Source organism: Kaistia sp. MMO-174, assembly GCF_037147815.1.
GTDB classification, from domain to species: Bacteria; Pseudomonadota; Alphaproteobacteria; order Rhizobiales; family Kaistiaceae; genus Kaistia; species Kaistia nematophila.
On sequence record NZ_JBBCUO010000006.1, the window covers coordinates 368,893 to 390,980 of the forward strand.

21 protein-coding genes and 1 pseudogene are annotated in these 22,088 nt (G+C 67.4%); 18 read left to right on the forward strand and 4 right to left on the reverse strand.

The genetic code is table 11. The features are described from left to right. Positions 1–3 precede the first annotated feature (3 nt). The 3 genes from WFK98_RS22740 (at position 4) to WFK98_RS22750 (ending at position 2,970) form a co-directional block, all read left to right on the forward strand. On the forward strand, positions 4–1,017 hold the full coding sequence (locus tag WFK98_RS22740; protein WP_266341051.1) for an ABC transporter permease: 1,014 nt from the start codon (positions 4–6) through the stop codon (positions 1,015–1,017). Between the two features lie 206 nt (positions 1,018–1,223). Further along, a complete protein-coding gene (locus WFK98_RS22745) occupies positions 1,224–2,261 on the forward strand; it encodes an amidohydrolase family protein (RefSeq protein WP_336801893.1) in 1,038 nt (345 codons plus the stop codon). After that, the gene (locus tag WFK98_RS22750; protein ID WP_336801894.1) at positions 2,248–2,970 is read left to right on the forward strand and encodes an iron-sulfur cluster assembly protein; all 723 of its coding nucleotides are present in this window, start codon (positions 2,248–2,250) and stop codon (positions 2,968–2,970) included. Before WFK98_RS22745 ends, WFK98_RS22750 begins: the two co-directional genes overlap by 14 nt. Positions 2,971–3,248: 278 nt before the next feature. On the opposite strand, the pseudogene WFK98_RS22755 reads toward WFK98_RS22750, so the two are convergent. The 3 genes and pseudogenes from WFK98_RS22755 to WFK98_RS22765 form a co-directional block, all read right to left on the reverse strand. After that, positions 3,249–4,316: pseudogene (locus tag WFK98_RS22755) on the reverse strand (saccharopine dehydrogenase C-terminal domain-containing protein); the annotation flags it as partial. A gap of 133 nt (positions 4,317–4,449) precedes the next feature. Then, positions 4,450–4,944, reverse strand: a complete 495-nt coding sequence (locus WFK98_RS22760; protein WP_266341048.1) for an Lrp/AsnC family transcriptional regulator — start codon at positions 4,942–4,944, stop codon at positions 4,450–4,452. Positions 4,945–5,034: 90 nt separating this feature from the next. After that, on the reverse strand, positions 5,035–5,514 hold the full coding sequence (locus WFK98_RS22765) for an Lrp/AsnC family transcriptional regulator (protein WP_336801895.1): 480 nt from the start codon (positions 5,512–5,514) through the stop codon (positions 5,035–5,037). Positions 5,515–5,653: 139 nt separating this feature from the next. Between WFK98_RS22765 and WFK98_RS22770 the strand changes: the two genes are divergently transcribed. The 8 genes from WFK98_RS22770 (at position 5,654) to WFK98_RS22805 (ending at position 15,662) form a co-directional block, all read left to right on the forward strand. Then, entirely contained in the window at positions 5,654–7,138 is a 1,485-nt protein-coding gene (locus WFK98_RS22770) for an aminotransferase class V-fold PLP-dependent enzyme (protein WP_336801896.1), read from the forward strand. Positions 7,139–7,300: 162 nt separating this feature from the next. Next, entirely contained in the window at positions 7,301–10,525 is a 3,225-nt protein-coding gene (locus tag WFK98_RS22775) for an autotransporter outer membrane beta-barrel domain-containing protein (RefSeq protein ID WP_336801897.1), read from the forward strand. Positions 10,526–10,652: 127 nt separating this feature from the next. After that, positions 10,653–11,411, forward strand: a complete 759-nt coding sequence (locus WFK98_RS22780) for a DUF4198 domain-containing protein (RefSeq protein ID WP_442907476.1) — start codon at positions 10,653–10,655, stop codon at positions 11,409–11,411. A gap of 18 nt (positions 11,412–11,429) precedes the next feature. Next, positions 11,430–12,071: a cobalt transporter CbiM gene (gene cbiM / locus WFK98_RS22785; RefSeq protein ID WP_336801899.1), complete on the forward strand. Its 642-nt coding sequence runs from the start codon at positions 11,430–11,432 to the stop codon at positions 12,069–12,071. After that, positions 12,055–12,672 (forward strand): cobalamin biosynthesis protein CbiL, encoded by a 618-nt coding sequence (locus tag WFK98_RS22790; protein ID WP_336801900.1) that lies wholly within the window; start codon positions 12,055–12,057, stop codon positions 12,670–12,672. The genes cbiM and WFK98_RS22790 overlap by 17 nt, the downstream gene beginning before the upstream one ends. Beyond that, the gene (cbiQ, locus tag WFK98_RS22795) at positions 12,669–13,439 is read left to right on the forward strand and encodes a cobalt ECF transporter T component CbiQ (RefSeq protein WP_336801901.1); all 771 of its coding nucleotides are present in this window, start codon (positions 12,669–12,671) and stop codon (positions 13,437–13,439) included. The genes WFK98_RS22790 and cbiQ overlap by 4 nt, the downstream gene beginning before the upstream one ends. Next, a complete protein-coding gene (locus WFK98_RS22800; RefSeq protein WP_336801902.1) occupies positions 13,436–14,191 on the forward strand; it encodes an energy-coupling factor ABC transporter ATP-binding protein in 756 nt (251 codons plus the stop codon). The genes cbiQ and WFK98_RS22800 overlap by 4 nt, the downstream gene beginning before the upstream one ends. Positions 14,192–14,363: 172 nt before the next feature. After that, positions 14,364–15,662, forward strand: coding sequence for a DUF1576 domain-containing protein (locus WFK98_RS22805; protein ID WP_336801903.1), 1,299 nt, complete (start codon positions 14,364–14,366; stop codon positions 15,660–15,662). On the opposite strand, the gene nikR is transcribed toward WFK98_RS22805, so the two are convergent. Then, positions 15,659–16,201 (reverse strand): nickel-responsive transcriptional regulator NikR, encoded by a 543-nt coding sequence (nikR, locus tag WFK98_RS22810; protein ID WP_336801904.1) that lies wholly within the window; start codon positions 16,199–16,201, stop codon positions 15,659–15,661. The two genes, WFK98_RS22805 and nikR, sit on opposite strands and share 4 nt — an antisense overlap. Positions 16,202–16,330: 129 nt before the next feature. Between nikR and WFK98_RS22815 the strand changes: the two genes are divergently transcribed. The 7 genes from WFK98_RS22815 to WFK98_RS22845 are packed head-to-tail and all read left to right on the forward strand — an operon-like array spanning position 16,331 to position 22,087. Further along, positions 16,331–16,849, forward strand: coding sequence for a Na+/H+ antiporter subunit E (locus tag WFK98_RS22815; protein ID WP_336801905.1), 519 nt, complete (start codon positions 16,331–16,333; stop codon positions 16,847–16,849). Further along, positions 16,842–17,102 (forward strand): monovalent cation/H+ antiporter complex subunit F, encoded by a 261-nt coding sequence (locus WFK98_RS22820; protein WP_266341036.1) that lies wholly within the window; start codon positions 16,842–16,844, stop codon positions 17,100–17,102. Before WFK98_RS22815 ends, WFK98_RS22820 begins: the two co-directional genes overlap by 8 nt. 1 nt (position 17,103) lies before the next feature. Continuing rightward, complete coding sequence (locus WFK98_RS22825; RefSeq protein ID WP_266341035.1) at positions 17,104–17,346, forward strand: hydrogenase subunit MbhD domain-containing protein; 243 nt, start codon at positions 17,104–17,106, stop codon at positions 17,344–17,346. Positions 17,347–17,349: 3 nt separating this feature from the next. Continuing rightward, complete coding sequence (gene mnhG / locus WFK98_RS22830) at positions 17,350–17,724, forward strand: monovalent cation/H(+) antiporter subunit G (RefSeq protein ID WP_266341034.1); 375 nt, start codon at positions 17,350–17,352, stop codon at positions 17,722–17,724. After that, a complete protein-coding gene (mbhE, locus tag WFK98_RS22835) occupies positions 17,721–18,605 on the forward strand; it encodes a hydrogen gas-evolving membrane-bound hydrogenase subunit E (protein ID WP_336801906.1) in 885 nt (294 codons plus the stop codon). Before mnhG ends, mbhE begins: the two co-directional genes overlap by 4 nt. Positions 18,606–18,620: 15 nt before the next feature. Then, positions 18,621–18,995 carry a sodium:proton antiporter gene (locus WFK98_RS22840; protein WP_266341032.1) on the forward strand — a complete coding sequence of 125 codons (375 nt, stop codon included), beginning with the start codon at positions 18,621–18,623 and terminating at the stop codon, positions 18,993–18,995. Then, on the forward strand, positions 18,989–22,087 hold the full coding sequence (locus WFK98_RS22845; protein ID WP_336801907.1) for a complex I subunit 5 family protein: 3,099 nt from the start codon (positions 18,989–18,991) through the stop codon (positions 22,085–22,087). Before WFK98_RS22840 ends, WFK98_RS22845 begins: the two co-directional genes overlap by 7 nt. The last annotated feature ends 1 nt before the right edge of the window (position 22,088 follow it).

The window sequence follows — 22,088 nt, forward strand, 5'->3', positions numbered from 1 at the left end:
AAGATGAGCCGCACGATGACCGTTGCCGCCAAGACCGCGAGCCCCGCCGGCGCCGCCCCGACCGCCGGGAAGGGCGGTCGTTCCGTTCTCGGCTGGGTGCTGCACAACGTCGTCTGGATCTGGCTGATCGCGCTGGTCGTGATCTTCGGCCTGTTCAACCAGTTCTTCTTCACCGTCAACAACATGCAGAACATCATGGTGCAGGCCACCGTGCTCGGCATGCTGGGGCTGGCGGTGGCGCTGCCGCTGCTCGTCGCCGAGATCGACCTGTCGCTGCCGGCCAATCTCGGCTTCTCCTCGGCGATCGGCGCCATGGCCTATTCCGACTGGGGCCTGCCCTGGTTCCCGGGCATGCTGGTCGGCGTCGGCGTCGCCACCTTCATCGGCTTCTTCAACGGGCTCTGCATCACCAAGCTGAAGATGGTGTCGCTGATCCAGACGCTGGCGATGATGATCATCCTGCAGGGGGCGCTGCTGGCGCTCACCCAGGGCCGCACCATCACCAACCTTTCCGACGGCTATGTCTGGATCGGCCAGGCGACGATCGGCGGCTGGCCGATCATGCCGTTCATCTTCGTGGTCGCGCTGGTCGGCGTCGGCATCCTCCTGACCCGCACCGTGTTCGGCCGCCGCGTCTATGCCGTCGGCGGCAATCCGGTCGCCTCGAATTCCGCCGGCATCCGCGTCGACCGGGTCAAGATCCTGACCTACACGCTGGCGGGCTTTCTCGCCGGCTGCGCCGGTTTCCTGCTGGCGTCGTGGCAGATGGCGATCACCTCGAACCAGGGTTCGAGCTACCTGCTCTATGCCATCGCGGCGCCGATCATCGGCGGCGTCAGCGTGTTCGGCGGTCGCGGCAATGTCGTCGGCGTGCTGGGCGGCGTGCTGCTCCTGACCATCATCCAGGTCGGTCTCGCCATCATCTCGGTGCCGTCCTTCTATGTCGGCATGATCGGCGGCGTGATGATCTTCATCGCGGTTGCCATCGACGCCATTCGCGTCCGATACTTCAGCTGAGGAAGCATCGCGGGTTCGCCTCTCGCGGCAATTCGCAGTGCGACAGAATTCGGGAAGCAGTGCAGCATCGCTGGACCGCTTCTCGACTTGACCGGGCCCGGGATAGACCAGGAAGGCGCGAAGGGCTGCGTGTCGTCGGGATGCCGGCTCGTATAATCGGTGTCGCGCGGCCAGGTCTCTGCCAGGAGGATTCGAGGGAGGGATAGATGTTTGTCACGCCGGAGGGTGAGCGCGTTCTTGTCGTCGATGGCCACACTCATCTCTGGGATGGGCGGCCGTCGAACTGGCGCAACGATTATGGCCGAACCTTCATCGATACGTTCTGGAGCGGCCATGTCGGCTTCACGCCGACCGACAAGCGCTGGTCGCAGGAGCAGTTTCGCTATTACGGCGCTGAAAAGGCGGCGCGCGATCTGTTCGTCGACGGCTATTGCGACGCCGCCATCATGCTCCCCGTCGATCTCCGCGATTTCTACAAGGACGGCTTCAACACCACAGACCAGTGCAGCGAGCTGAAGGCGCTTTGCCCGGAGCGCGTCGTGCTGAACGGCCGGATCGATCCGCGCGAGGGGGCTCGCGGGCTGGCGCGGCTTGAGAGCGACCACGATCGCTTCGGCTTCAAGGGCGTCAAGCTCTATACGGGCGAATGGAACGGCATCTCGCGCGGCTATCGCCTGTCCGATGATTTCGTGAGGCCCTATCTGGAGAAGTGTCGCGAGCTCGGCATCGACATCGTGCACGTCCACAAGGGGCCGACGACGCATCCCCTCGACTATGACGCCTTCGACGTGCGCGACGTCGACCAGGTCGCCACCTCGTTCCCGGACCTGAAATTCGTCGTCGATCATTGCGGCATGCCGCGCATCGACGATTTCTGCGCCGTCGCCGGGCAGGAGCCGAATGTCTATGGCGGGCTGGCGCTGGTCACCTCGTTCATCCGCGCCCGGCCGCGCCACTTCAAGGCGATGCTGATCGAGCTGCTCTGGGGCGTCGGCCCGGACCGGCTGATCTTCGGCTCCGACTACGCGATCACCAGCCCGGACTGGATCATCGAGGCGTTCATGGCGTTCGAGCTGGACGAGGCCGATACGACCGAGGCTGGCCATGCGCTCGATCTCGCAGCCAAGCGCAAGATCCTCGGTCTCAACGCCGCCAGGCTCTACGGCCTCGACGTCGACGCGCTGATGAACCTGCCGCCGGTCGACCTGCCGGCCGCCGAGGCGTCCCGTCATGCGGCCGAGTGAGGGTGCGCCGCTTGCTCCTCTGCCGGACGCGCTGACCGCCGCGCGGATTGCCGAGGTGCATGGCGCCCTGGAGGCGATCCGCGATCCCGAGCTGGACGAAACCGTCACGGCGATGGGTTTCATCCGGTCGATCGAGATCGACGGCGGATCGGTCGCGGTGGCGTTCCAGCTGCCGACGCAATGGTGCGCGGCGAACTTCGCCTTCCTGATGGCCGTCGACATCAAGGCGGCCGTCGCGGCCTTGCCCTGGGTAGGCTCGGCCAAGGTCGTGCTGCGCGAGCACTTCGCCGCGCGGCGGATCAACGAGGCGGTGGCGCAGGATCTCTCCTTCGTCGAGGCATTTCCGCAGAAGGCCGAGGGCGAGCTGGACGGCCTGCGCCATACCTTCCTCGACAAGGCATTTCTGGCGCGCCAGCATGCCGTTCTCGATATCCTGCCCAAGGGTGGGAACCTGCCGCCGCCGGCGATGTGGAGCATTGCCGAGCTGGAGCGGATGGCACGGGAAGAGCGCTCCCTGGCCGAGCCGGTGGCGCGCTATCTGGCGCTGCGCCGGAACCTGCCGGGCGAGGCCGCCTTCGTCGCCGCGCATGGCGAGCCGGTCGACCCGGCGCAGTGGCCGGCGCACTTACGCGAACTCCGGGGAACGGCGGTCACCCTTGCCGCCAATGCCGAGCACTGCCGCGTGCTCGCCGCCGCCAATCCTGGTTGACGCCGACGCGCGGGGGATGCGGCGCGGGCGGGACAGGGGCTCGACTACCGTTGCGTTGGTCAGGGCGGGAAACCGGAAAAACCACCCTGTTCCCCATGCCGCCACGTCCGGTTGACGCGCGCCGCATCCGCAAGGCCAACCCCGCAGCAACGCAATGGTTCCAGCTTTTCGCCTTAGGCGGGCAGGAGGCCCGCCGCCTTGTTCGGGCGGCGGGCGCCTTCGGCAGGATGCGGCTCTGCCGTCTTTTCCTGCCTCCCCTGGCCGTTGCTGGAGCCGGATTCGTCCGGCCGGTAGATTGCGCCGAAGCGGTTGGCGAGGAACGCCGCCATCGGGATTTCCTCCTGCCGGACCAGGCCGCGCTGCGGTGATTGTCCGGAGGCGAGCAGGTCGAGCACGGCGCAGGCCGCCGAGGCGGTCGTCAGCTGGATGGCGCTGCATTCGGCGTGGCTGTAGATCTTCTTGGCGTAGATCTCCTCGACCAGCCGGCCTCCCTTCATGCCGCTGACCGTGACGAAGACGACGACGACGTCCTGACGGGTCGTGGGCAGCGCCTGCTCGAGGATGTCCTTCAGCAATTCGCGCCGGGCGCCGAGGCGGAGGTCGTCGAGCAGCACCTTCATGATCGCGGCATGGCCGGGATAGCGCACGGTCTTGTAGTTGAGGCGTCGCACCTTGCCTGCCAGCGTCTCGCAAAGCGTGCCGAGACCGCCCGATGTGTTGAACGCCTCGTAGAGCACACCGTCGAGCGAGAATTCCTCGCGTTCTTCCAGCGGCGGCACCGAGACGAGGCGGCCATTGGCGATCGCCTCGCAGGGCTCGCAATATTCGTTGATGACGCCGTCCGTGCTCCAGGTCAGGCTGTAGTTGAGTCCGTTGGAGGGAAACTGCGGCAGCGCGCCGACCCGCATGCGGATGCTGTCGAGGCTGTCGAAACGGCTGGCGATGTCGCTGGCGACGATCGAGATGAAGCCGGGCGCGAGGCCGCATTGCGGGATGAGCGCCGCTTTGGCATTCGCCGCCATGCTCTTCACGAACCGGGTGCTGGCGACGTCCTCGGTCAGGTCGAGATAGTGCACGCCCGCGTCGATCGCGGCCGAGGCAACGGCGGTCGTCAGATGGAAGGGCAGGGCGCTGATGACGGCGAAGGAGCCCGCCAGCATGTCGGCGAGCGCGCCCCTGGCGGTTACATCGACGACGTGATGTGTCACGCCCAGGCGCACCGGCAACCCATCGAGGCTCGCTTCGCTGCGATCGACCAGTTCGACGCGATAGTCGCTCGTCTCCGCCAGCATGGCGGCGATCGTGCTGCCGATCTTTCCAGCTCCGACGACGGTGATTGTCTTCATGGCGGCGGCTCCCCTGATCCTCGGAGCCGATTGTTCCGTTCACGTCATGCGGCCGCCAGCGTCGAAACTGCGCTTTCCTAGGTCCCGATCCGACGAAATGACGGCCGCGGCGACGAAATGACGGGCGGGCTTGTCAGGCCTTGTCGAAATTGGTGGTCATGATGATCGAGCTGCGGCATCGCTCGACGCCGGGCAGGTTTATGATCTCGTCGAGCACAGCGTCGAGATCGTCCATCTGCGGCGCCTCGATCATCAGGGCGAGGTCGAAATCGCCGCTCACCGTGTGGCAGGTCAGCACCTCGGGCAGGCGCCGCAACCGCTCCATCACGGCCGACTGCATGCGCTGCACCAGGCTGAGCATGACGATCGCCCGGCTCGTCGGTGCGCCGGGATCGCGCGAGAGAATGGTCGAATAGCCGAGGATGACGCCGTTCGCTTCCAGCTTGGCGATCCGTTCGTGCACGGTGGTGCGGCCGAGCTTCAGCTGGCGCGCCAGGTCGGAGATGGAGGCGCGCGCATTCTCCTGCAGCAGCGCGATCAGCTTGCGATCGATGCCGTCGAGGGTCGCCTTCCTTTCCCGCGTGCGGGCTTCGGTGGCCGCAGGCTTGCCGCTGTCGGGCGTATCCATCGGCTCGTCACCCTCCCTGGTCGTCGCGCCCGCTGCGCCAATTGATAGCCCCGCGCCGGCCATCGTCAATCGGCGCGGGTGTCCCGCCTGCTAGCCGCCGGTGTCGCGGATCGGCAGCGGCCGCTGCTCCTCGATCGCCTCCATGGCGAAATAGGAGGTGACGGTGTCGAGCTCGACCTTCTCGATCAGGCGCTGATAGGTGCGGTCATAGCTCGCGAGGTCACGCGTCACGATCTTCAGCATGTAGTCGTAGTCGCCGCCGATCCGGTAGAAGTCGATCACTTCCGGCATCGAGCGCACATGCTGGCGGAAGGTCTCCAGCCATGCCTTGGAGTGGTGGCGGGTGCGGATCATGACGAACACGACGACGTCGAGGTCGACCGCGGCGCGATTGAGCCGGACCGAATAGCCCTGGATCACGCCGGACTGGTGGATCGCCTGCAGGCGGCGCCAGCAGGCGTTCTGCGAGAGGTTGACCGTCTCCGCCAGCTCGCGCTGCGACAGCGATGAGTCGTTCTGCAGGGCGCGCAGGATGCGCAAGTCCATATGATCGAATTTTTGCTTCGTCATTCGATCAAATGATCGACCCGCGTCGATAAAGTCAATCAGGACGGTGGTAATTCCGCGATCCGGAGGTGGGAATGTAGCGATCGCTGACCGCCCGGCGCCTCGCCGTCGACGGCGCCCCAGTCGAGGAAGGCACGCGGACATGAGTGGCGATCGCAACACGATTGAAGTCGACGGTGCGACGCCGCTGTCGCGTTTCCGCGCCGGCCTCGCCGGCGACGATCCGGTGCGGGACCTCCGCGCCGGGCTGATCGGCGAGGGGCGGCCTATCGAGGGCCCGTTCGGTCCGAAGCCGCTTGTCTATGCCGACTACGTCGCCTCGGGCCGGGCGCTGCGCCAGGTCGAGAACTTCGTCATGGAAGAGGTGCTGCCCTTCTACGCCAACAGCCACACCGAGGCCTCCTATTGCGGTTCGGCGATGACGCGGATGCGGCGCGAGGCGCGTGCTGTCATCGCGGGTCTCGTCGGCGCCGATGCGGGCTGCACCGTGATCTTCACCGGCTCTGGCGCCACCGCTGGGATCAACCGGCTTGTGAGCCTGTTCGGCGTCGCCGAGGCGGCGCGGCGCGGCGAGGCGCCGCTGGTGCTGGTCGGACCGTATGAGCATCACTCCAACATCCTGCCCTGGCGCGAGAGCGGCGCCGAGGTGATCGAGATCGCCGAGGCGCCGGCGGGCGGCCCCGATCTCGCCGAGCTGGAGGCGGCGTTGGCGCGGACCGGCGACAGGCGGCTGCGCATCGGCGCCTTCTCGGCCGCCTCCAACGTGACCGGCATCCTGACCGACACCGACGCCGTCACCGCCATCCTGAAGCGCCATGGGGCGCTGGCGGTCTGGGACTATGCCGGCGGCGGTCCCTATCTCGCGATGCGGATGGCGCCGGCGGCCGGTCTGGAGAAGGACGCGATCGTGCTGTCGCCGCACAAGTTCGTCGGCGGACCCGGCGCGTCCGGCATTCTCGTCGTGCGGAAATCCGCCGTCGAACGGCAGGCGCCGAGCTGGCCGGGCGGCGGCACCGTCAGCTTCGTCTCGCCCTGGCGGCACGACTACGTGCAGGATCTCTCCGCGCGCGAGGAGGCGGGGACGCCGAACGTCATCGGCGACATCCGCGCCGCGCTCGCCTTCCTGGTCAAGGATGCGATCGGCCAGGATTTCATCGACCGCCGGCATCGCGAGCTGAACGCGCGGGCGCTGGCCGTCTGGGAGCGCAATCCGGGGCTGCAGCTGCTCGGCGTCGACAAGGCGCAGCGCCTGCCGATCTTCTCGATGCGGGTCGGCGACGGGAAGGGCGGCTTCGTCCATCACCAGCTCTTCACCCGCATGCTGAGCGATGGCTTCGGCATCCAGGCCCGCGGCGGCTGCGCCTGCGCCGGGCCCTATGCGCATCGCCTGCTCGGCATCGACGAGGACGCCTCTGACGCCATCCGCGCCGGGATCGCAGCCGGCCGCGAGATCGAGAAGCCGGGCTGGGTGCGGCTGAATTTCAGCTTCCTGCTCGACGACGCCAAGGCGGATTTCATCATCCGTTCCGTCGATGCGCTGGCGCGCGACCCGTCCGCCGCCTCGGCCTATCGGGAGGACGCGGCGACGGCCCGCTTCCGGCCGGCCGGATCGGTCCGCGCCGCCTAGCCGCGCCGCCCGCGAACCGAAAAAGTCCACCGCGCGTCGATCGGCGGGGACGGGCAACCAATTGTTAACCATAGTTTAAGTCGTCTCGCGTCACCTATCGTCGGGGGCCCGGATGCCGTTTCGAGGCGGTTCGTGTCCCGGGAAGCGATGCGGGGCGACGACATGGTTGGGCGACGAGATCAGAGTTCAGGGCGGGATGCAGCGGATCGCCTTGCGGCCGCCCGCCGCGCGGCGCGCCTGCGCCGCCTGGCGCTCGGCTGCGCGCCGCTCTGGATCGGCCTCGCGCTGCCGGTCTCGGTGCAGGCGGCTTCCGTCCGCGAGTTCAACGGCAGCGAATCGGCCGGCTCGGAGCAGATCACCGCGAATGACGGCGATAGCGTCCGCTTCAACGACACCAGCACCGCCGACCAGGCCAATATCATCACCAATTCCGGCGGCTCGAGCTATTTCTACGACGACAGCACCGCCGCCGACGCGATCCTGACCAACAACGGCACCGGCAGCCTCTCCTTCGGCGACAACAGCACGGCCGGCAATTCGACCATCGTCAACAATGGCGGCGCCTCGTTGGGTTTTAGCGGCACGGCGACGGCCGGCACGGCCAAGGTGACCAACAACGGCACGACTTTGTTCAGCGGTTCATCGACGGCCGGCGGCGCCACCTTCGTCACCAATGCCAGCGGCACGCTGACCTTCGCCGACGACAGCACGGCCGGCACCGCGAAGCTGACCGTCAACGGCAAGATGGAATTCACCGACGCTTCCAGCGCCGATGCGGCCGAGATCACCAACAACACCACCGGCGTGGTCGATTTCCTCGACGCCAGCACGCTTTCGAGCGCCTCGCTCAACAATAGCGGCATTGTCAATTTCTCCGGCAGCAGCCGGGCCGGCATCGCGACGCTGACCAACAACGCCACCGGCGCCATCATCTTCTCCGAGCAGGCCTCGCTCGACGCCGTGGCGCTGCTCTCGAACAGCGGCCAGGTGACGTTCAAGGGCTCCAGCACCGCGGGCACCGGCTTCGTCGCCAACAATGAAGGCGGCTCGATCGTCTTCACCGAGACCAGCACGGCCGGCAGTTCGCGCATCGGCAATAGCGGCTCGGTATCGTTCTCCGGCTCGAGCTCGGCCGGCAGTTCCGACCTGATCAACAATCTCGGCTCGGCGATCGCCTTCTCCGGCGACAGCACGGCGGCGCAGTCGACGATCAACAATGCCGGCACGCTCGCCTTTTCCGGTTCAAGCTCTGCCGGCGAGGCCCAGATCACTACGGGCGGCGGCGGGCTTACCACCTTCGCCGGCAACGCTTCCGGCGGGACCGCCTATCTGATCGCCGACCAGGGCGCGACGGTCGACTTCTCGCAGGTCACCAGCGGCATCTCGGTCGGCACGATCGAGGGCGCCGGCACCTTCCGCCTCGGCGGCAAGGTGCTGACCGTCGGCAGCGGCAATCTCTCGACCACCGTCGACGGCGTCATCGAGGATGGCGGCATCGGCGGCGGCACGGGCGGTTCGCTGGTCAAGGTCGGCACCGGCACGCTCAGCCTCGGCGGCGTCAGCCTCTATACCGGCCGCACCGAGGTGCAGGAAGGCACGCTGCAGGCGGCGGCCGACGACGCGCTGGCGGAAAAATCGGCTTTCACTATCGCCGCCGGCGCTACGCTGGATCTCGCCGGCTTCAAGGCGACGATCGGCTCGCTGGCTGGTGCCGGCGCGGTGACGCTGAACGCGGCGACGAGCGAGCTCTCGGTTGGCGGTGACGGCACCTCGACGGTGTTTTCCGGCATGATCTCGGGCGAGGGCGGGCTGAACAAGTTTGGCTCCGGCACCCTGGCGCTCACCGCCGACAACAGCTACCAGGGCACGACGACGATCACCGGCGGCACGCTGCAGGTCGATGGCAGTATCGCGGATTCCTCGGTTGTCGTCGGCGCCAACGGCACGCTGTCCGGCATCGGCACGGTCGGCGCCACCACGGTGGCCGGCATCCTCTCCGGCGGCAATGCCGCCAACCCCGCCGGCACCATCACCATCAAGGGCAACCTCGCGCTGCAAGCGACGGCAACGCTGACGACCACCGTCACGGCCAATGGCATGAGCCAGGTCGCCGTCGAGGGCGACGTCGATATCGACGGCAGCACGCTGAAGCTGGCGATTTCGTCGGTGCCGCTGCAGGTCGGCACCTCCTACACCATCCTCTCGGCGACCGGCACGATCACCGGCACCTTCGGCAATACGCTTTCCGACTACGCCTTCCTCGATCCGACGCTCGACCAGACGACGCAGATGATCAGCCTGACGCTCGATCGCAACGACACCACCTTCGCCTCGGTCGGCGCGACGCCGAACCAGAAGGCGACGGGCGGGGCGGTGGAACAGCTCGGCTCCGGCAATGCCGTCTATGACGCGGTGTTGCCGCTCGAGGTGGCGACGGCGCGCCAAGCCTTCGACAATCTCTCCGGCGAGATCCACGCCACCGCGCTCGGCACGCTGCAGGCGCAGAGCGAGCAGACGCGGACGACGCTGCTGAACCGGATGCGCAATTCCGGCTGGGTCGAGGGCTATACGCCGTGGCTGAGCGGCTATGGCCAGCGCTCGGATTTCGATGGCGACGGCAATGCCGCCGGCGGCTCGCGCAATTCGGCCGGCGTCATGGCCGGCATCGACCGCACCACGGAGAATGTTCGCGTCGGCATCGCCGCCGGCATGGACAAGGGCAAGATCTCGCTCGACGACCGCGACAGCTCGGCCGACCTGCAATCCTTCATCCTGGCCGGCTATGGCCAGTGGAACTACGACGCGCTGCGGGTTCGTGGCGGCGTCGCCATGGCGCTGCACCAGCTCGACGTCGAGCGGCACATCAACGTCTCCTCGCTCTCCGGCACGGCGAAGAGCAGCTATGACGGCTGGACGGCGCAGGCCTTCGCCGAGCTCGGCTATGTCGTGCGCTTCGGCGCCAGCGAGGTCGAGCCGATGGCAGGGCTCGGCTGCGCCCGCACCGATCTCGACGGCTTCACCGAGGATGGCGCCGGCGACGCCGATCTGAGTTCGTCGGGCGGCGACCTGTCCGGCTGTGTCACCACGCTCGGCCTGCGCGCCAGCCATCGCTTCGCGCTGGACAACGGCCTCTGGATCAAGCCGCGCGTCGCCGTCGCCTGGTCGCATTCGCTCTCCGATGCCACGCCGACGATCGGTATGGCCTTCGCCGGCAGCGACAAGTTCGAGATCGCCGGCGTCGGCCTCGCCAGGGATGCCGCGACCGTCGACGCCGGCTTCGATTTCGGCGTGACCTATGGCGCCAGCGGCTTCGTGAACTATGCCGGCCGCTTCTCTTCCGGCGAGGACAGCCACGCCGTGCAACTCGGCATGCAGGTTTCGTACTGACGAGAGCCGGTTGTAGAAACACGCTCCATGCGAACGAAAACGTGCATGGCGCGCTTGACGCGTATGATGTTCTGATCCACTCCTCACATGAGTTGCCATGCCATGCGGGGATTGGGACGTGCGGTTCATTCGAGTTGCGGCGCTTGCGGCAGTAATACTTCTTCCAGCCGCTGCGGCTCAGGCCCATTTCCAGGAAATCCTGCCCTCGACCGACAATTTCGGCGCGGAGGACAAGGAGCTGGCGCTCGATTTGGTCTTCACCCATCCGATGGATCGCGGCCCGACCATGGACATGGCGAAGCCGGCGCGCTTCGGCGTCGTCACGTCGGCTGGCGAGACCGACCTGCTCGGCACGCTGGTCGAGGCGCCGCGCGACGGCAAGTCGGCCTGGAGGGCGAGCTACAAGCCGGCCAAGCCGGGCGCCTACACCTTCTTCGTCGAGCCGAAGCCCTATTGGGAGCCGGCCGAGGGCAAGTCGATCATCCACTACGCCAAGGTCGTCGTCGATGCGTTTGGCTGGGGCTCGGACTGGGACCGGCCGGTCGGCTTTCCCGTCGAGATCGAGCCGCTGGTGCGCCCGAATGGCCTGTGGACCGGCAATCTCTTCAGCGGCGTCGTGCGCCGCAACGGCGAGCCGGTGCCGTTCGCTGAAATCGAGGTCGAGTGGGTCAATGATGGCTCCGTCACCGCGCCGGCGGATGCCTTCGTCACCCAGGTGGTCAAGGCCGACGGGCAGGGCGTCTTCCACTACGCCATGCCGCGCGCCGGCTGGTGGGGCTTCGCCGCGCTGGTCGACGCCGACTACCAGTTGCCCGATCCGGACGGCAAGCCGATGCCGGTCGAGCTCGGCGGCCTGATCTGGGTCCAGGCCCGGGACATGAAATAGCGCCACGGAGCATCCAGCATGGCCCATATCCCGGATGGCGTGCTCTCGGTGCCGGTGCTGGTCGGCGGCGGCGTCGTGACGGCCGCGTCGCTTGGCTATGCGCTGAAATCGCTCGACGAGGACAGGCTGCCGCGCGTCGCCGTGCTGGCGGCGCTGTTCTTCGTCGCCAGCCTGATCAGCGTTGCCGTCGGGCCGACCAGCGTGCATCTGCTGCTGTCGGGGCTGATGGGGCTTGTCATCGGCTGGGCCGCCGTGCCGGCCGTGTTCGTCGGGCTGGTGATGCAGGCCGTCTTCTTCGGCTTCGGCGGCCTCACCACGCTCGGCGTCAACACGATGAACATCGCACTGCCTGGCGTGCTCTGGGCGGTGCTGTTCGGACCGCTGCTGGTTGACGCCACGCCGCGCCGCGCCGCCTGGGTGGGCGCCGTCGTGGCGGCGCTCTCGGTCGCGAGCACCGCCCTGATGGTGGCGCTGGCGCTGACCCTGAGCGATACCAGCTACACGCTGTCGGCCCGGATCGTGCTGCTCTCCTATGGGCCGCTCCTGGTCGGCGAGGCCATCATCACCGGCTTCGCCTGCGGCTTCCTCGCCCGCGTCAGTCCGGACATGCTGGCGGCGCGCGCCATGCGGCGGGGAGGACGGATTGCCGTTTCGTCCTGATCCGCTGCGGGCCGGCCGCTTGGCCCTGCTGGCGACGGCGGCGCTTCTCGCGGCGGCCGGGCCTGCCTCGGCGCACCGGCTGAAGGTGTTCGCCTCCGCCATCGGCAGCAGCATCGAGGGCGAGGCCTATTTCGTCGGCAGCGGCCCCGCCGCCGGCATCGACGTCACGCTGCGCGACAAGGCCGACAAGCTGCTGCAGAGCGGCAAGACCGGCCCGGACGGCAAGTTTGCGCTGCCGGCTTCCGGCAGCGGCGACATCACAGTCACCGTCGACGCCGAGGACGGGCATGTCGCGCGCTTCACCGTCGCGGAATCCGAGCTCGATCCCGCCCCGCCATCGTCGCCCGTCGCCGCGCCGGCCGCCATGCCCGCTTCGGACAGTTCCGCCCCGGTCGTCGCCGCCGTCGCGCCGAGCGTGCCGATGGCCGATCTCGAAATCGCTGTCGCCCGCAAGGTCGCGCCGCTCGCCGCCCAGATCGATGCGCTGCAGTCCGCCCTGCGGATCCAGGACATCGTCGGCGGCATCGGCTACATCGTCGGCATCTTCGGTCTGGTCGCGTTCCTGAAATCGCGCCGCCCCGCCAAGGATCGCCGGTCATGAGCGGCAAGGCGAGCGCCGCCGCCATCTTCGCGGAAAACCGCGATGTTGGTCCGCTCGCCTCGATCGATCCGCGCGTCCGCCTCGCCGCCGCGATCACCTTCCTGGCGCTGCTGGCGCTCCTGCATTCGGCCGCGGCGCTGGTGGCGGCCGTGCTCGCCGCGCTCGCCGTCGCCGTCTTCGCCCGCCTGCCGCTCAAGCCGACGCTGCGCAGGCTGACGGCGGTCGAAGGCTTTCTGCTGTTCCTGCTTTTGACCCTGCCGCTGACCATGCCGGGCCATGCGGTGTTCAGCCTGTTCGGCCTGCCGGTGTCGGAGGAGGGGCTGCGCCGGGCGATCGTCATCATCGTCCGGGTCAATGCCGGCGTGCTGATGGCGGCGGCGCTGCTCTCGACCATGGGGACGATGCGGCTTGCCGGCGCCATGAGCGGCATCGGCATCCCGCTGCGCATCGCGCATCTGTTCCAATTGACGGTGCGATACGTCGCCGTCTTCCACGAGGAATATGCGCGGCTCCGCCGCGCGATGCGGGCGCGCGGCTTTCGCGCCGGCAGCAATCGCCATAGCTGGCGCAGCCTCGGTCATCTGCTCGGCATGCTGGTGCTGCGCAGCGCCGAGCGATCGGAGCGGGTCGCCTGGGCCATGCGCGCGCGTGGCTTTTGCGGCCGCTTTCCGGCCTTCGTCCAGCGCCGGCTGGAGCGGGCGGACCATCTTTTTATCCTCTTCTGGCCGGTGCTCCTGATCGCGCTCGCCTGGCTGGAGTTCTCATGACCGCGCCCGCGCCGCTTCTCCGCCTTTCCGGCATCGTCGCCGGCTATGCCGCCGCCAAGCCGGTGCTCGACGGCGTCGACCTCGCGCTCTATCCCGGCGAGCGCATGGTGCTGCTGGGCGCGAATGGCGCCGGCAAGAGCACGCTGCTGCACGTCGTCACCGGCTTTATCCCGGCCCGCGCCGGCACGGTCGAGGCCTTTGGCGAGATCCGTCGCAGCGAGGCGGATTTCCGCGCCGTGCGGGTGCGCGCGGGACTGGTGTTCCAGGATGCCGACGACCAGCTCTTCTGCCCGACGGTGATCGAGGACGTCGCCTTCGGCCCGCTCAATCTCGGCCAGTCGCGCGAGGAGGCCTACGAGACGGCGCGGGCGACCCTGCGCTCGCTCGAACTCGGCCACCTCGCCGAGCGGATCACGCACCGCCTCTCCGGCGGCGAGAAGCGGCTGGTCTCGATCGCCGCCGTGCTGGCGATGCAGCCGGAAGTGCTGCTGCTGGACGAGCCCACCGTGGGACTCGATCCGGACGCCTATGCCCGCCTCAGCGCCATCCTCGACGCGCTGCCGCAGGCGATGATCATCGTCGCGCATGACGCGCATTTCATGGCCCGCTTCGCCACCTGCGCGCTGCTGCTCAAGGACGGCCGCAGCCATCGCGGCCAAGTGCACCAGCACGCCCACAGCCACAGCCACGCGCATGTGCATTTCGAGCATGACGCCGGCGGCGAGATCGAGGTTGGCGTCGGCGGGCACTGAGGCTTTGCGCATCGCTGCCGGGATGGCGGCGGCTTGACCGCGCGTCCCCCGACTGTTCACCCTGTCTCTCAAACGGCGCCCGCGCGCAGGTTTTCATTCTCGCGGCGGGTTCGCCATGCTATCGGCGGGCGCCTCGCCGGGCGCTTGCCGGCGCGGCAACGGGGAACGGGTCATGAGTGAGACGAATGTCGCGGCGCAGGGGGCGGTGCCGGAGCTGTCGGACGGAGCGCTGCTCGGTATCGTGGCCGCCGTGGCCGCCGTCTTTGTCATCTTCGGCTTTCTGGTCTCGCCGCCGGGCGAGGTCGTCTCCGGCGTCGTCAAGATCCTGCTCGTCCGCGACACGCTCATCACCGACTATATCGGCGTTGGCGGTATGGGCGGCGCCTTCGTCAATGCCGGCCTGCTGACGCTGGTTTCGGCCGGCATCTACCGCCTCGTCGGCGCGAAGATCGGCGGCGCCTCGATCGCGTGCCTGATGCTCGTGCTGGGCTTTGGTCTCTTCGGCAAGAACCTCGTCAACATCTGGCCGATCATCGGTGGCGTCTATCTCTACGCGCTCTACAAGCAGGAAGACTTCTCCGCCCATATCAACACGGCCTTCTTCGGCTGCGCGCTGGCGCCTGTTTTCTCCGAGATCCTGTTCTCGACCGCCATTCCGATCACGGTCGGCCTGCCGCTCGGCATCGCCACCGGGCTGCTGATGGGCTTCGTGCTGCCCGCCGCGGCGGCGCAGCTCTTCAAGGCCCATATGGGCTTCAGCCTCTACAATATGGGATTCACGGCCGGCATCGTCGGCACGCTGGTCGTCGCCATCTACAAGTCCTACGGCTTCGTGCCGGACCCGGTGTTCATCTGGACCACCGGCAACAATCTCCTGCTCGGTTCGTTCCTGAGCGTGCTCTTCCTCGGCCTGATCGCTGGCGGGCTCTATCTCGACCGCGCGGCGCTCTGGAAGATGAAGGAGATCATCGCGCTGACCGGCCAGTCGCCGAGCGACTTCGTGGCGAAGGTCGGCATCGCGCCGACGCTGGTCAACATGGGCATCTCGGGCGCCATCGGCATGGTCTATGTGCTCGCCATCGGCGGCGACCTGAACGGCCCCGTCATTGGCGCGATCTTCACGATCGTCGGCTTCGCCGCCTATGGCAAGCACCCGAAGAACGTGGTGCCGATCATGGCCGGCGTCTTCATCGGCTCGCTCGCCAAGCCCTGGGGCGTCTCCGATCCGTCGATCGTGCTGGCGGCCCTGTTCGGCACGACGCTGGCGCCGATCGCCGGCCGCTTCGGTTGGCACTGGGGCATCGTCGCCGGCTTCGTGCACTCCTCCGCCGCGCAGTCGGTCGGCGTGCTGCATGGCGGGCTCAATCTCTACAACAACGGCTTCGCCGCCGGCATCGTCGCCTCGGTGCTGGCGCCGGTGATCACGGCGATCCAGTGGCGCAAGGCCGATCACCCGGAAGAGAAGCTTTAGTCGTGGTTGGGGTCCTGGTCGTGCCCATGACCATGATCGTGATGATGATGGCCATGTCCGTGCCCGTGATCTTGGTCGCCATGGTCATGGTAGCGGTGGGTGTGGCCCTCGGCCGGCTCGGCATGTTCGACCGGCATGATGTGCAGCGCGCCGTGGCGGACGCCGCGCTGGCTGATCACGCTGTCGGCGAAGGCCTGCAGCTTGTCGACCGTGCCGCGCAGGATCGAGACCTCGAGGCAATTGTCATGGTCGATATGGACATGGGTGGTCGAGATCGACATGTCGGAATGGTGGTGGTGGCTGGTGGTCAGCCGGCTCGCCAGCGCCCGTGTCTCGTGGTTGTAGACATAGGTCAGCGTCGCATGGCAGATCTCGTCCGCGCCGGCTGCCGAACGGGCCTCGGCGGCCTGGGCGCGCGAGAACTCCGAACGGATGATGTCGCGCAGCGCCTCGGACCGGCTCTGGTATCCCTTGCGCTCGCAAAGCGCATCGATCTCCTCCAGCAGGTCGTCGTCGATGGTCACCGTCACGCGCTGCATGGCCGCTCCTCCCTAAATATTTGTCACACTTAGCATAAAATGAATGGCGCCTCGTCTCCAGCATGGCGCGCGAATTGATTTGGACCTTGCCGCAATCTAGAGTCGGCCTTGTTGCCCGGGGGTGAGATCGTGGATCAGGATAGCCGGAAATCCTTTGCCCCGCAGGGACTGCTCAGCCTGTGGCTGGTGCTGTTCGCGGTCTGGATGATCGCCAATTCGACGCTGGCGATCGAGGTCGCCATCCTCGGCGCCATCATCACCTTCGGCCTCGCCTATGTCTTTACCTCGACGAGCGACGCCTGGCGCCGGATCCGCTGGACGCCGACCGGCTTCTATCATTTCCTCGCCTATAGCGGCACGTTCCTCGTCGAGCTGGTCAAGGCCAACATCGCGATGATGCGGATCGTCTATTCGCCGCGCATCGACATCAGGCCCGGCATCGTCCGCATCCGCACCCGGCTGAAATCGCCGCTCGGCCGGCTGGCGCTCGCCAACACCATCGCGCTGACGCCGGGCTCGCTGGTGATGGATATCGAGGACGAGACGCTGTTCATCCACTGGCTCGACGTCCAGACCACCGACATCGACAAGGCGACCGAGGCATTGGCCGGCCCGTTCGAGGCGCATCTGGAGAAGGTCTTTGGCTGACATCATCATCCAGATCGCGGCGGTCCTGATCTTCCTCGCCATCCTCTGCGGCGTGATCCGGCTCGTCCTCGGCAGGACGCTGGTCGACCGCATCGTCGCCGTCGACATGCTCACCGTCATCTCGATCTCGCTGATCGCCCTCTACGCGCATGTATCCGGCCGCTTCGTCTATATCGACGTCGCGCTGGTCTACGGCCTGCTCAGCTTCCTGGCGGTGCTGGCGATCGCGCGCTTCCTGGAAAAGGGGCTCTGACGTGCTCGAGTTCCTGCTTCTGCTCGTCTGCGCCAGCATCCTCGTCAGCGGCGTGCTCGCCGTCTGCCTGAAGGACGTCCTGCCGGCCATGGTGGCGTCGAGCCTGGCTAGCCTGTTCGCCGCCGTATCGTTCCTGCTGCTCGCCGCGCCCGACGTGGCGATGGCGGAGGCGGCGATCGGCTGCGGCCTCGCCACCTTCATCTTCCTCTACGCCATCCGCAAGACCGGCAACGGGAAGGGCTGAGCGATGATCGAACTGATCGGCAGCCTGCTCATCCTGCTCGGCGCCGTCTTCCTGTTTTCGGCCGGCGTCGGCCTCCTGCGCATGCCGGACGCCTATACCCGCATCCAGGCCGGCACCAAGGCGACGACGCTCGGCAACATCCTCGTCCTCGCCGGCCTCGCCTTCTACCACCCCGGCTGGACCTTCAAGCTGATCCTCGCGATCTACTTCGTGCTGATGACCAACCCGATCTCGTCGCATGCGCTGTCGCGCGCCGCCTATCGCATCCGCACCCCGATGGCGGGGTCGACGATCACCGATGCGCTGGCCGAAGCAGAGGGCGGCGACGGCGCGGCGAAGCCCGCCGCCAAGGGCGCCGGGCGGAGGAAGCGGTCATGATGCGGCATGTATTCGTCGCCATCATCGTCGTGCTGTTCGGGCTGATCTTCGCCCGCATGACCGGCGTCTATGTCGAGCTCGAAGCGCTGCGGCCGCTCGCCGAGCAATATGTGACGCGCGCGCCGGTCGAACTCGGCACGCCCAACATCATCACCGGTATCCTGATCACCTATCGCGGCTTCGACACGCTCGGCGAGGTCGCCGTGCTGTTCATGGTCGCCGCCAGCATCGGCCTGCTGCTGAAGAAGGACGACGCGCCGGCCAGGGCCGCGATCGCGAAGACGACCGCCGCCAAGCGGGCGCCGTCGAGCGCGAAATCGTTGCTGCCCAAGACCGAGGCGGCCAAGGCCGCGGCGGCGCGGAGCGCGGCGGCGAAGGCCAATGCCGAAAGCAAAGTCGAGAGCGCCAGGATCGCGAGCGCCGGCGCCAAGGCCGCCAAGTCCGTGGAAAGCGCGAGCGACGACGACGAGGCGCCGCGCCGCGAGCCGAGCGAGATCGTCCGCACCGGCACCGAGGTGCTGCTGCCGCTGATCTTCACCTTCGGCGCCTATGTCATCGTCAACGGCCATCTCTCGGCCGGCGGCGGCTTCCAGGGCGGCGCCATCGTCGCCTCCGGCGTCATGCTGATGCTTCTGGCGCGGCCGGGCTCGACGCTCAATGTCGCGCTGCTCTCGATCATCGAATCCTTCGCCGGCGTCTTCTATGTCGGCCTCGGCATACTGGGCCTGATCCTGGCCGGCGGCTTCCTCGATCCGCGCTTCCTGCCCAAGGGCGAATTCGGCGCTTTCATCAGCGCCGGCGCCATCCCGCTCATCTCGGCGCTGCTCGGCATCAAGGTCGGCGCCGAGCTCAGCGTCATCATCGACCGCTTCAGAAGCTGAGCGGGGGAACGGGACATGACGACAGGCCTACCCATTTCCACCATCCTGCTGGTCACCGGCTTCGGCCTGGCGCTGATCGGCCTCTGGGGCATGCTGACCCACCGCAACATCATGCGGATCATCATCTGCTTCACCGTGTTCGATACAGGCCTGCGCCTCGTCATGGTCGCGACCGGCTACATCACCGCCGGCACCGCGCCGATCATCGACAGCGCGTTGAGCAAGGTCGAGGCGGTGAGCCGCGCCATCGACCCGATCCCGTCGGCGCTGGTGGTGACGGCGATCGTCATCGGCTTCGCGGTGACCGCCATCATGCTCGGCTTCGCCATCCGCCTCTACGCCGCCAAGAAGACGCTCTCCATCGACGCGTTCACGGAGTCGAAATGGTAGACGCGCTCTTCCACCCGCTGAACATCTTCCTGCTCGGCCTCGGCGGCGGCTTCGTCATTCCGCTGCTCTACCGGCTCGGCAAGCCGTGGCTGCATGCCGGCTTCTTCGTCGCGCTCGCCGGCATCGTCGCCGTCAGCGGCGTCTCGTTCCTCGGCCTGCTGCAGGGCGGGCCGACCATCGAGGTGCTGACCGCCGTCGGCGCGCCGCCGTTGTCGATCAACCTGCGCTTCGGCATCTGGGAAGGCTTCTTCACCTTCGGCGTCAATCTCGTCGGCCTGCTCGGCGCGCTGCATCTCTGGGATCGCCTCAAGGGCAATTACGGCGCGCTGCTGCTCTATCTCATCCTGGTGATGGGCATAGATGGCATGGTGATGACTCGCGACCTGTTCAATCTCTTCGTCTTTCTGGAGATTGTCTCGATCGCCACCTATGGCCTGCTCAGCCTGGAGCGCAGCGCGGCCGCGATGGCGGCGGCGTTCAAGTACATCATGGCGACGGTGATCGCCTCGACGCTGTTCCTGCTCGGCACGGTGCTGCTCTATTACGTCACCGGCACGCTCAACATCGACGCGCTGATCGAGGCGCGCGCCCAGATCACCGGGCCGATCGGCGCCGCGGCGCTCGTGATGGTGCTCGCCTGCCTGATCCTCGAGCTGAAGCCGTTCCCGGCCAATGGCTGGGGCCTCGACGTCTATGAAACCGCGCCGAGCGGCGTCGCCTCGATGGTCTCGGTCGGAGTCTCTGCCGGCGTGTTCTTCGCGCTGATGAAGCTTCTGCCGCTGTTCCAGGACCAGCTTGGCATCATCGCGGTTTCCGGCGGCGTCAGCTTCCTGTTCTCCAACCTGATCGGCTGCAAGCAGACCAAGGTGCAGCGCCTGCTCGGCTATTCGTCGATCAGCCAGATGGGCCTGATGATGCTGGCGCTGGCGCTTTTGACCGAGATCGGCGCCACGGCCTCGATCCCGCTCGTCGTCGGCGGCCTGTTCGTCAACCACCTGCTCGCCAAGGCGGGCCTGTTCTGGCTCGCCGGCGTGCTGAGGCAGGACGATGTCGACGCGCGCACCAGCCTTTCAGGCCGGCCGCTGCTGCTGGCGCTGCTCGCCATGTTTCTGGTCGCGATCGCCGGCCTGCCGCCATTCCCCGGCTTCTGGGCCAAGTGGGAACTGGTGCTGCAGCTGGCGAGCGCCGGCCGGTTGCCCTGGATCGCCGTGATCCTGACCGGCTCGCTGCTCGAAGCCGCCTACATGTTCCACTGGTTCGTCCGCGCCATGCGTCCTTCCGATGCGAAGGCCGAGGCCGGGCCGGATACGGTGGCGCTGCTGCCGGTCTATGGCATCGCGCTGCTCCTCGCCATTTCCGGCTATGTCGCCGCCCGGCTTTCGGGCGCGGCGTCGCTCTGGATCTTCGCGCCGCTCGCCACCGGCATCGTGCTCTATGCGCTCGATCGGCTGCCCGGCCGGGTCAAGGCCGTGCTGATGCTCATCGCCGTGGCGCTGGTCGGTTCGTGGCTCGCCGAAAGCGCGACCGGGATCGCCTGGCTCTTCGCCGTGCTGCTACTCGCCGGCAGCCTCGTCATCGCGGCCGCCAGTCTCTATCGCGACGATGCGCGCCCCGGCTATTTCCCGATGCTGGCGGTGCTGCTGCTGTCGATCCCGGCGCTGCTGCGCTCGGCGACCAGCCTCGAATTCTTCTTCAGTTGGGAAATCATCACGCTCGCCTCCTGCTTCCTGATCGCCAAGGGCAGGGGGGCCGGGCCGCATGTGCTGAGCTTCCTGCTGTTTTCGCTCGTCTCCGCCTTCTGCCTGCTCGGCGGCTTCGCCGGCATCGCCTCGGTCAGCGGCACCACCAGCCTTTCGGCGCTGATGACGGCCGGGCCCGACGCCACCACGGCGCTTGTGCTGCTCGGCATCGGCTTCCTGATCAAGGCCGGCGCCATCGGCGTGCATGTCTGGCTGCCCGGCGCCTATTCGGAGGCAGACGACGACTTTACCGCCATGCTCTCGGCCGTCGTCAGCAAGGTGGCGATCTTCGGCCTCCTGACCGGCACCTATCTGGCGATCCGCTCGCAGGCGGCGCTGGAACTGGCGCATGGCATGGCCTGGGTCGGCATGCTGACGACCATCGCCGGCGCCGTGCTGGCGCTGCGGCAGACCGACTTCAAGCGCCTGCTCGCCTTCTCCAGCATGAGTCAGCTCGGCTACATCGTCACGGCGATCGCGCTGATGAGCCATCTCGGCTGGGTCACCGCGCTCTATCTCGTCGCCAACCACATGATGGTGAAGGGCATCCTGTTCCTCGCCATCGCCGGCATCATCTTGCGCACCGGCACGCGCCAGTTCGGCGAGACCGGCGGCCTGGCCCGCGCCATGCCCGTCACCTTCGTCCTGTTCCTCCTGGCCATCGTCTCGATGTCCGGCCTGCCGCCGCTGATGGGCTTCGGCGGCAAGTGGCTGCTGCTTTCGGCCATGACCGACAAGGGCTGGAACTTCCTCGCCGCCGCCGGCCTCCTCGCCACCTTCCTCGGCTTCCTCTATATGATCCGCCTCGTCGCCGGCCTGTTCCTCGGCAAGCGGGTCGCGGGCCAGGCCAATGTGCGCGAGCTGCCGTTGGCGCTGCTGGTGCCGCAGGCGCTGCTCGTCGTCGGCATCCTCGTGCTGTCGCTCTATCCGAAGCTGCTGATGGACCCCGTCTCGGCGGCGATCGACCCGCAATTCGCCTCGACGCTGGTCTGGGAGGGCATGTCGCTCTACACGATCTACGGCTATTGGAACCCGACGCCGGTGATGATCATCGCGGTTCTCGTTGCCGCCGTGCTCGGCGTCATCGCCTGGGCCGTCTATCGCAGCGGCCTCAGGGGCAGCGGCAATCTCGCCCGCTTCTACGCCTATTATCGCCGCGTGATCGAGCAGGCGATGCCACCGGTCGCCACCTTGTTCTGGCAGGGCGTCACCGATTTCACGCTTGCCACCGCGGCGACCTTCCGACAGGTCTATACCGGCAACGGCCAGACCTATGCGATGGTCGTGCTGTTCTATTTCCTCGCGCTCTATCTCGCGAGCACCGGCCCCGCCGGCTTCTGGATTGCAGGCTGAG

Excerpts from the sequence above, each read along its gene's own strand:
- nikR (WP_336801904.1), bottom strand. The coding sequence starts at position 16,201 with ATGCAGCGCGTGACGGTGACCATCGACGACGACCTGCTGGAGGAGATC.
- WFK98_RS22750 (WP_336801894.1), top strand. The coding sequence starts at position 2,248 with ATGCGGCCGAGTGAGGGTGCGCCGCTTGCTCCTCTGCCGGACGCGCTG.
- WFK98_RS22775 (WP_336801897.1), top strand. The coding sequence starts at position 7,301 with ATGGTTGGGCGACGAGATCAGAGTTCAGGGCGGGATGCAGCGGATCGC.
- WFK98_RS22760 (WP_266341048.1), bottom strand. The coding sequence starts at position 4,944 with ATGGATACGCCCGACAGCGGCAAGCCTGCGGCCACCGAAGCCCGCACG.
- cbiM (WP_336801899.1), top strand. The coding sequence starts at position 11,430 with ATGGCCCATATCCCGGATGGCGTGCTCTCGGTGCCGGTGCTGGTCGGC.
- WFK98_RS22745 (WP_336801893.1), top strand. The coding sequence starts at position 1,224 with ATGTTTGTCACGCCGGAGGGTGAGCGCGTTCTTGTCGTCGATGGCCAC.
- mbhE (WP_336801906.1), top strand. The coding sequence starts at position 17,721 with ATGATGCGGCATGTATTCGTCGCCATCATCGTCGTGCTGTTCGGGCTG.
- WFK98_RS22740 (WP_266341051.1), top strand. The coding sequence starts at position 4 with ATGAGCCGCACGATGACCGTTGCCGCCAAGACCGCGAGCCCCGCCGGC.
- WFK98_RS22800 (WP_336801902.1), top strand. The coding sequence starts at position 13,436 with ATGACCGCGCCCGCGCCGCTTCTCCGCCTTTCCGGCATCGTCGCCGGC.
- WFK98_RS22805 (WP_336801903.1), top strand. The coding sequence starts at position 14,364 with ATGAGTGAGACGAATGTCGCGGCGCAGGGGGCGGTGCCGGAGCTGTCG.
- mnhG (WP_266341034.1), top strand. The coding sequence starts at position 17,350 with ATGATCGAACTGATCGGCAGCCTGCTCATCCTGCTCGGCGCCGTCTTC.
- cbiQ (WP_336801901.1), top strand. The coding sequence starts at position 12,669 with ATGAGCGGCAAGGCGAGCGCCGCCGCCATCTTCGCGGAAAACCGCGAT.
- WFK98_RS22840 (WP_266341032.1), top strand. The coding sequence starts at position 18,621 with ATGACGACAGGCCTACCCATTTCCACCATCCTGCTGGTCACCGGCTTC.
- WFK98_RS22765 (WP_336801895.1), bottom strand. The coding sequence starts at position 5,514 with ATGACGAAGCAAAAATTCGATCATATGGACTTGCGCATCCTGCGCGCC.
- WFK98_RS22770 (WP_336801896.1), top strand. The coding sequence starts at position 5,654 with ATGAGTGGCGATCGCAACACGATTGAAGTCGACGGTGCGACGCCGCTG.
- WFK98_RS22845 (WP_336801907.1), top strand. The coding sequence starts at position 18,989 with ATGGTAGACGCGCTCTTCCACCCGCTGAACATCTTCCTGCTCGGCCTC.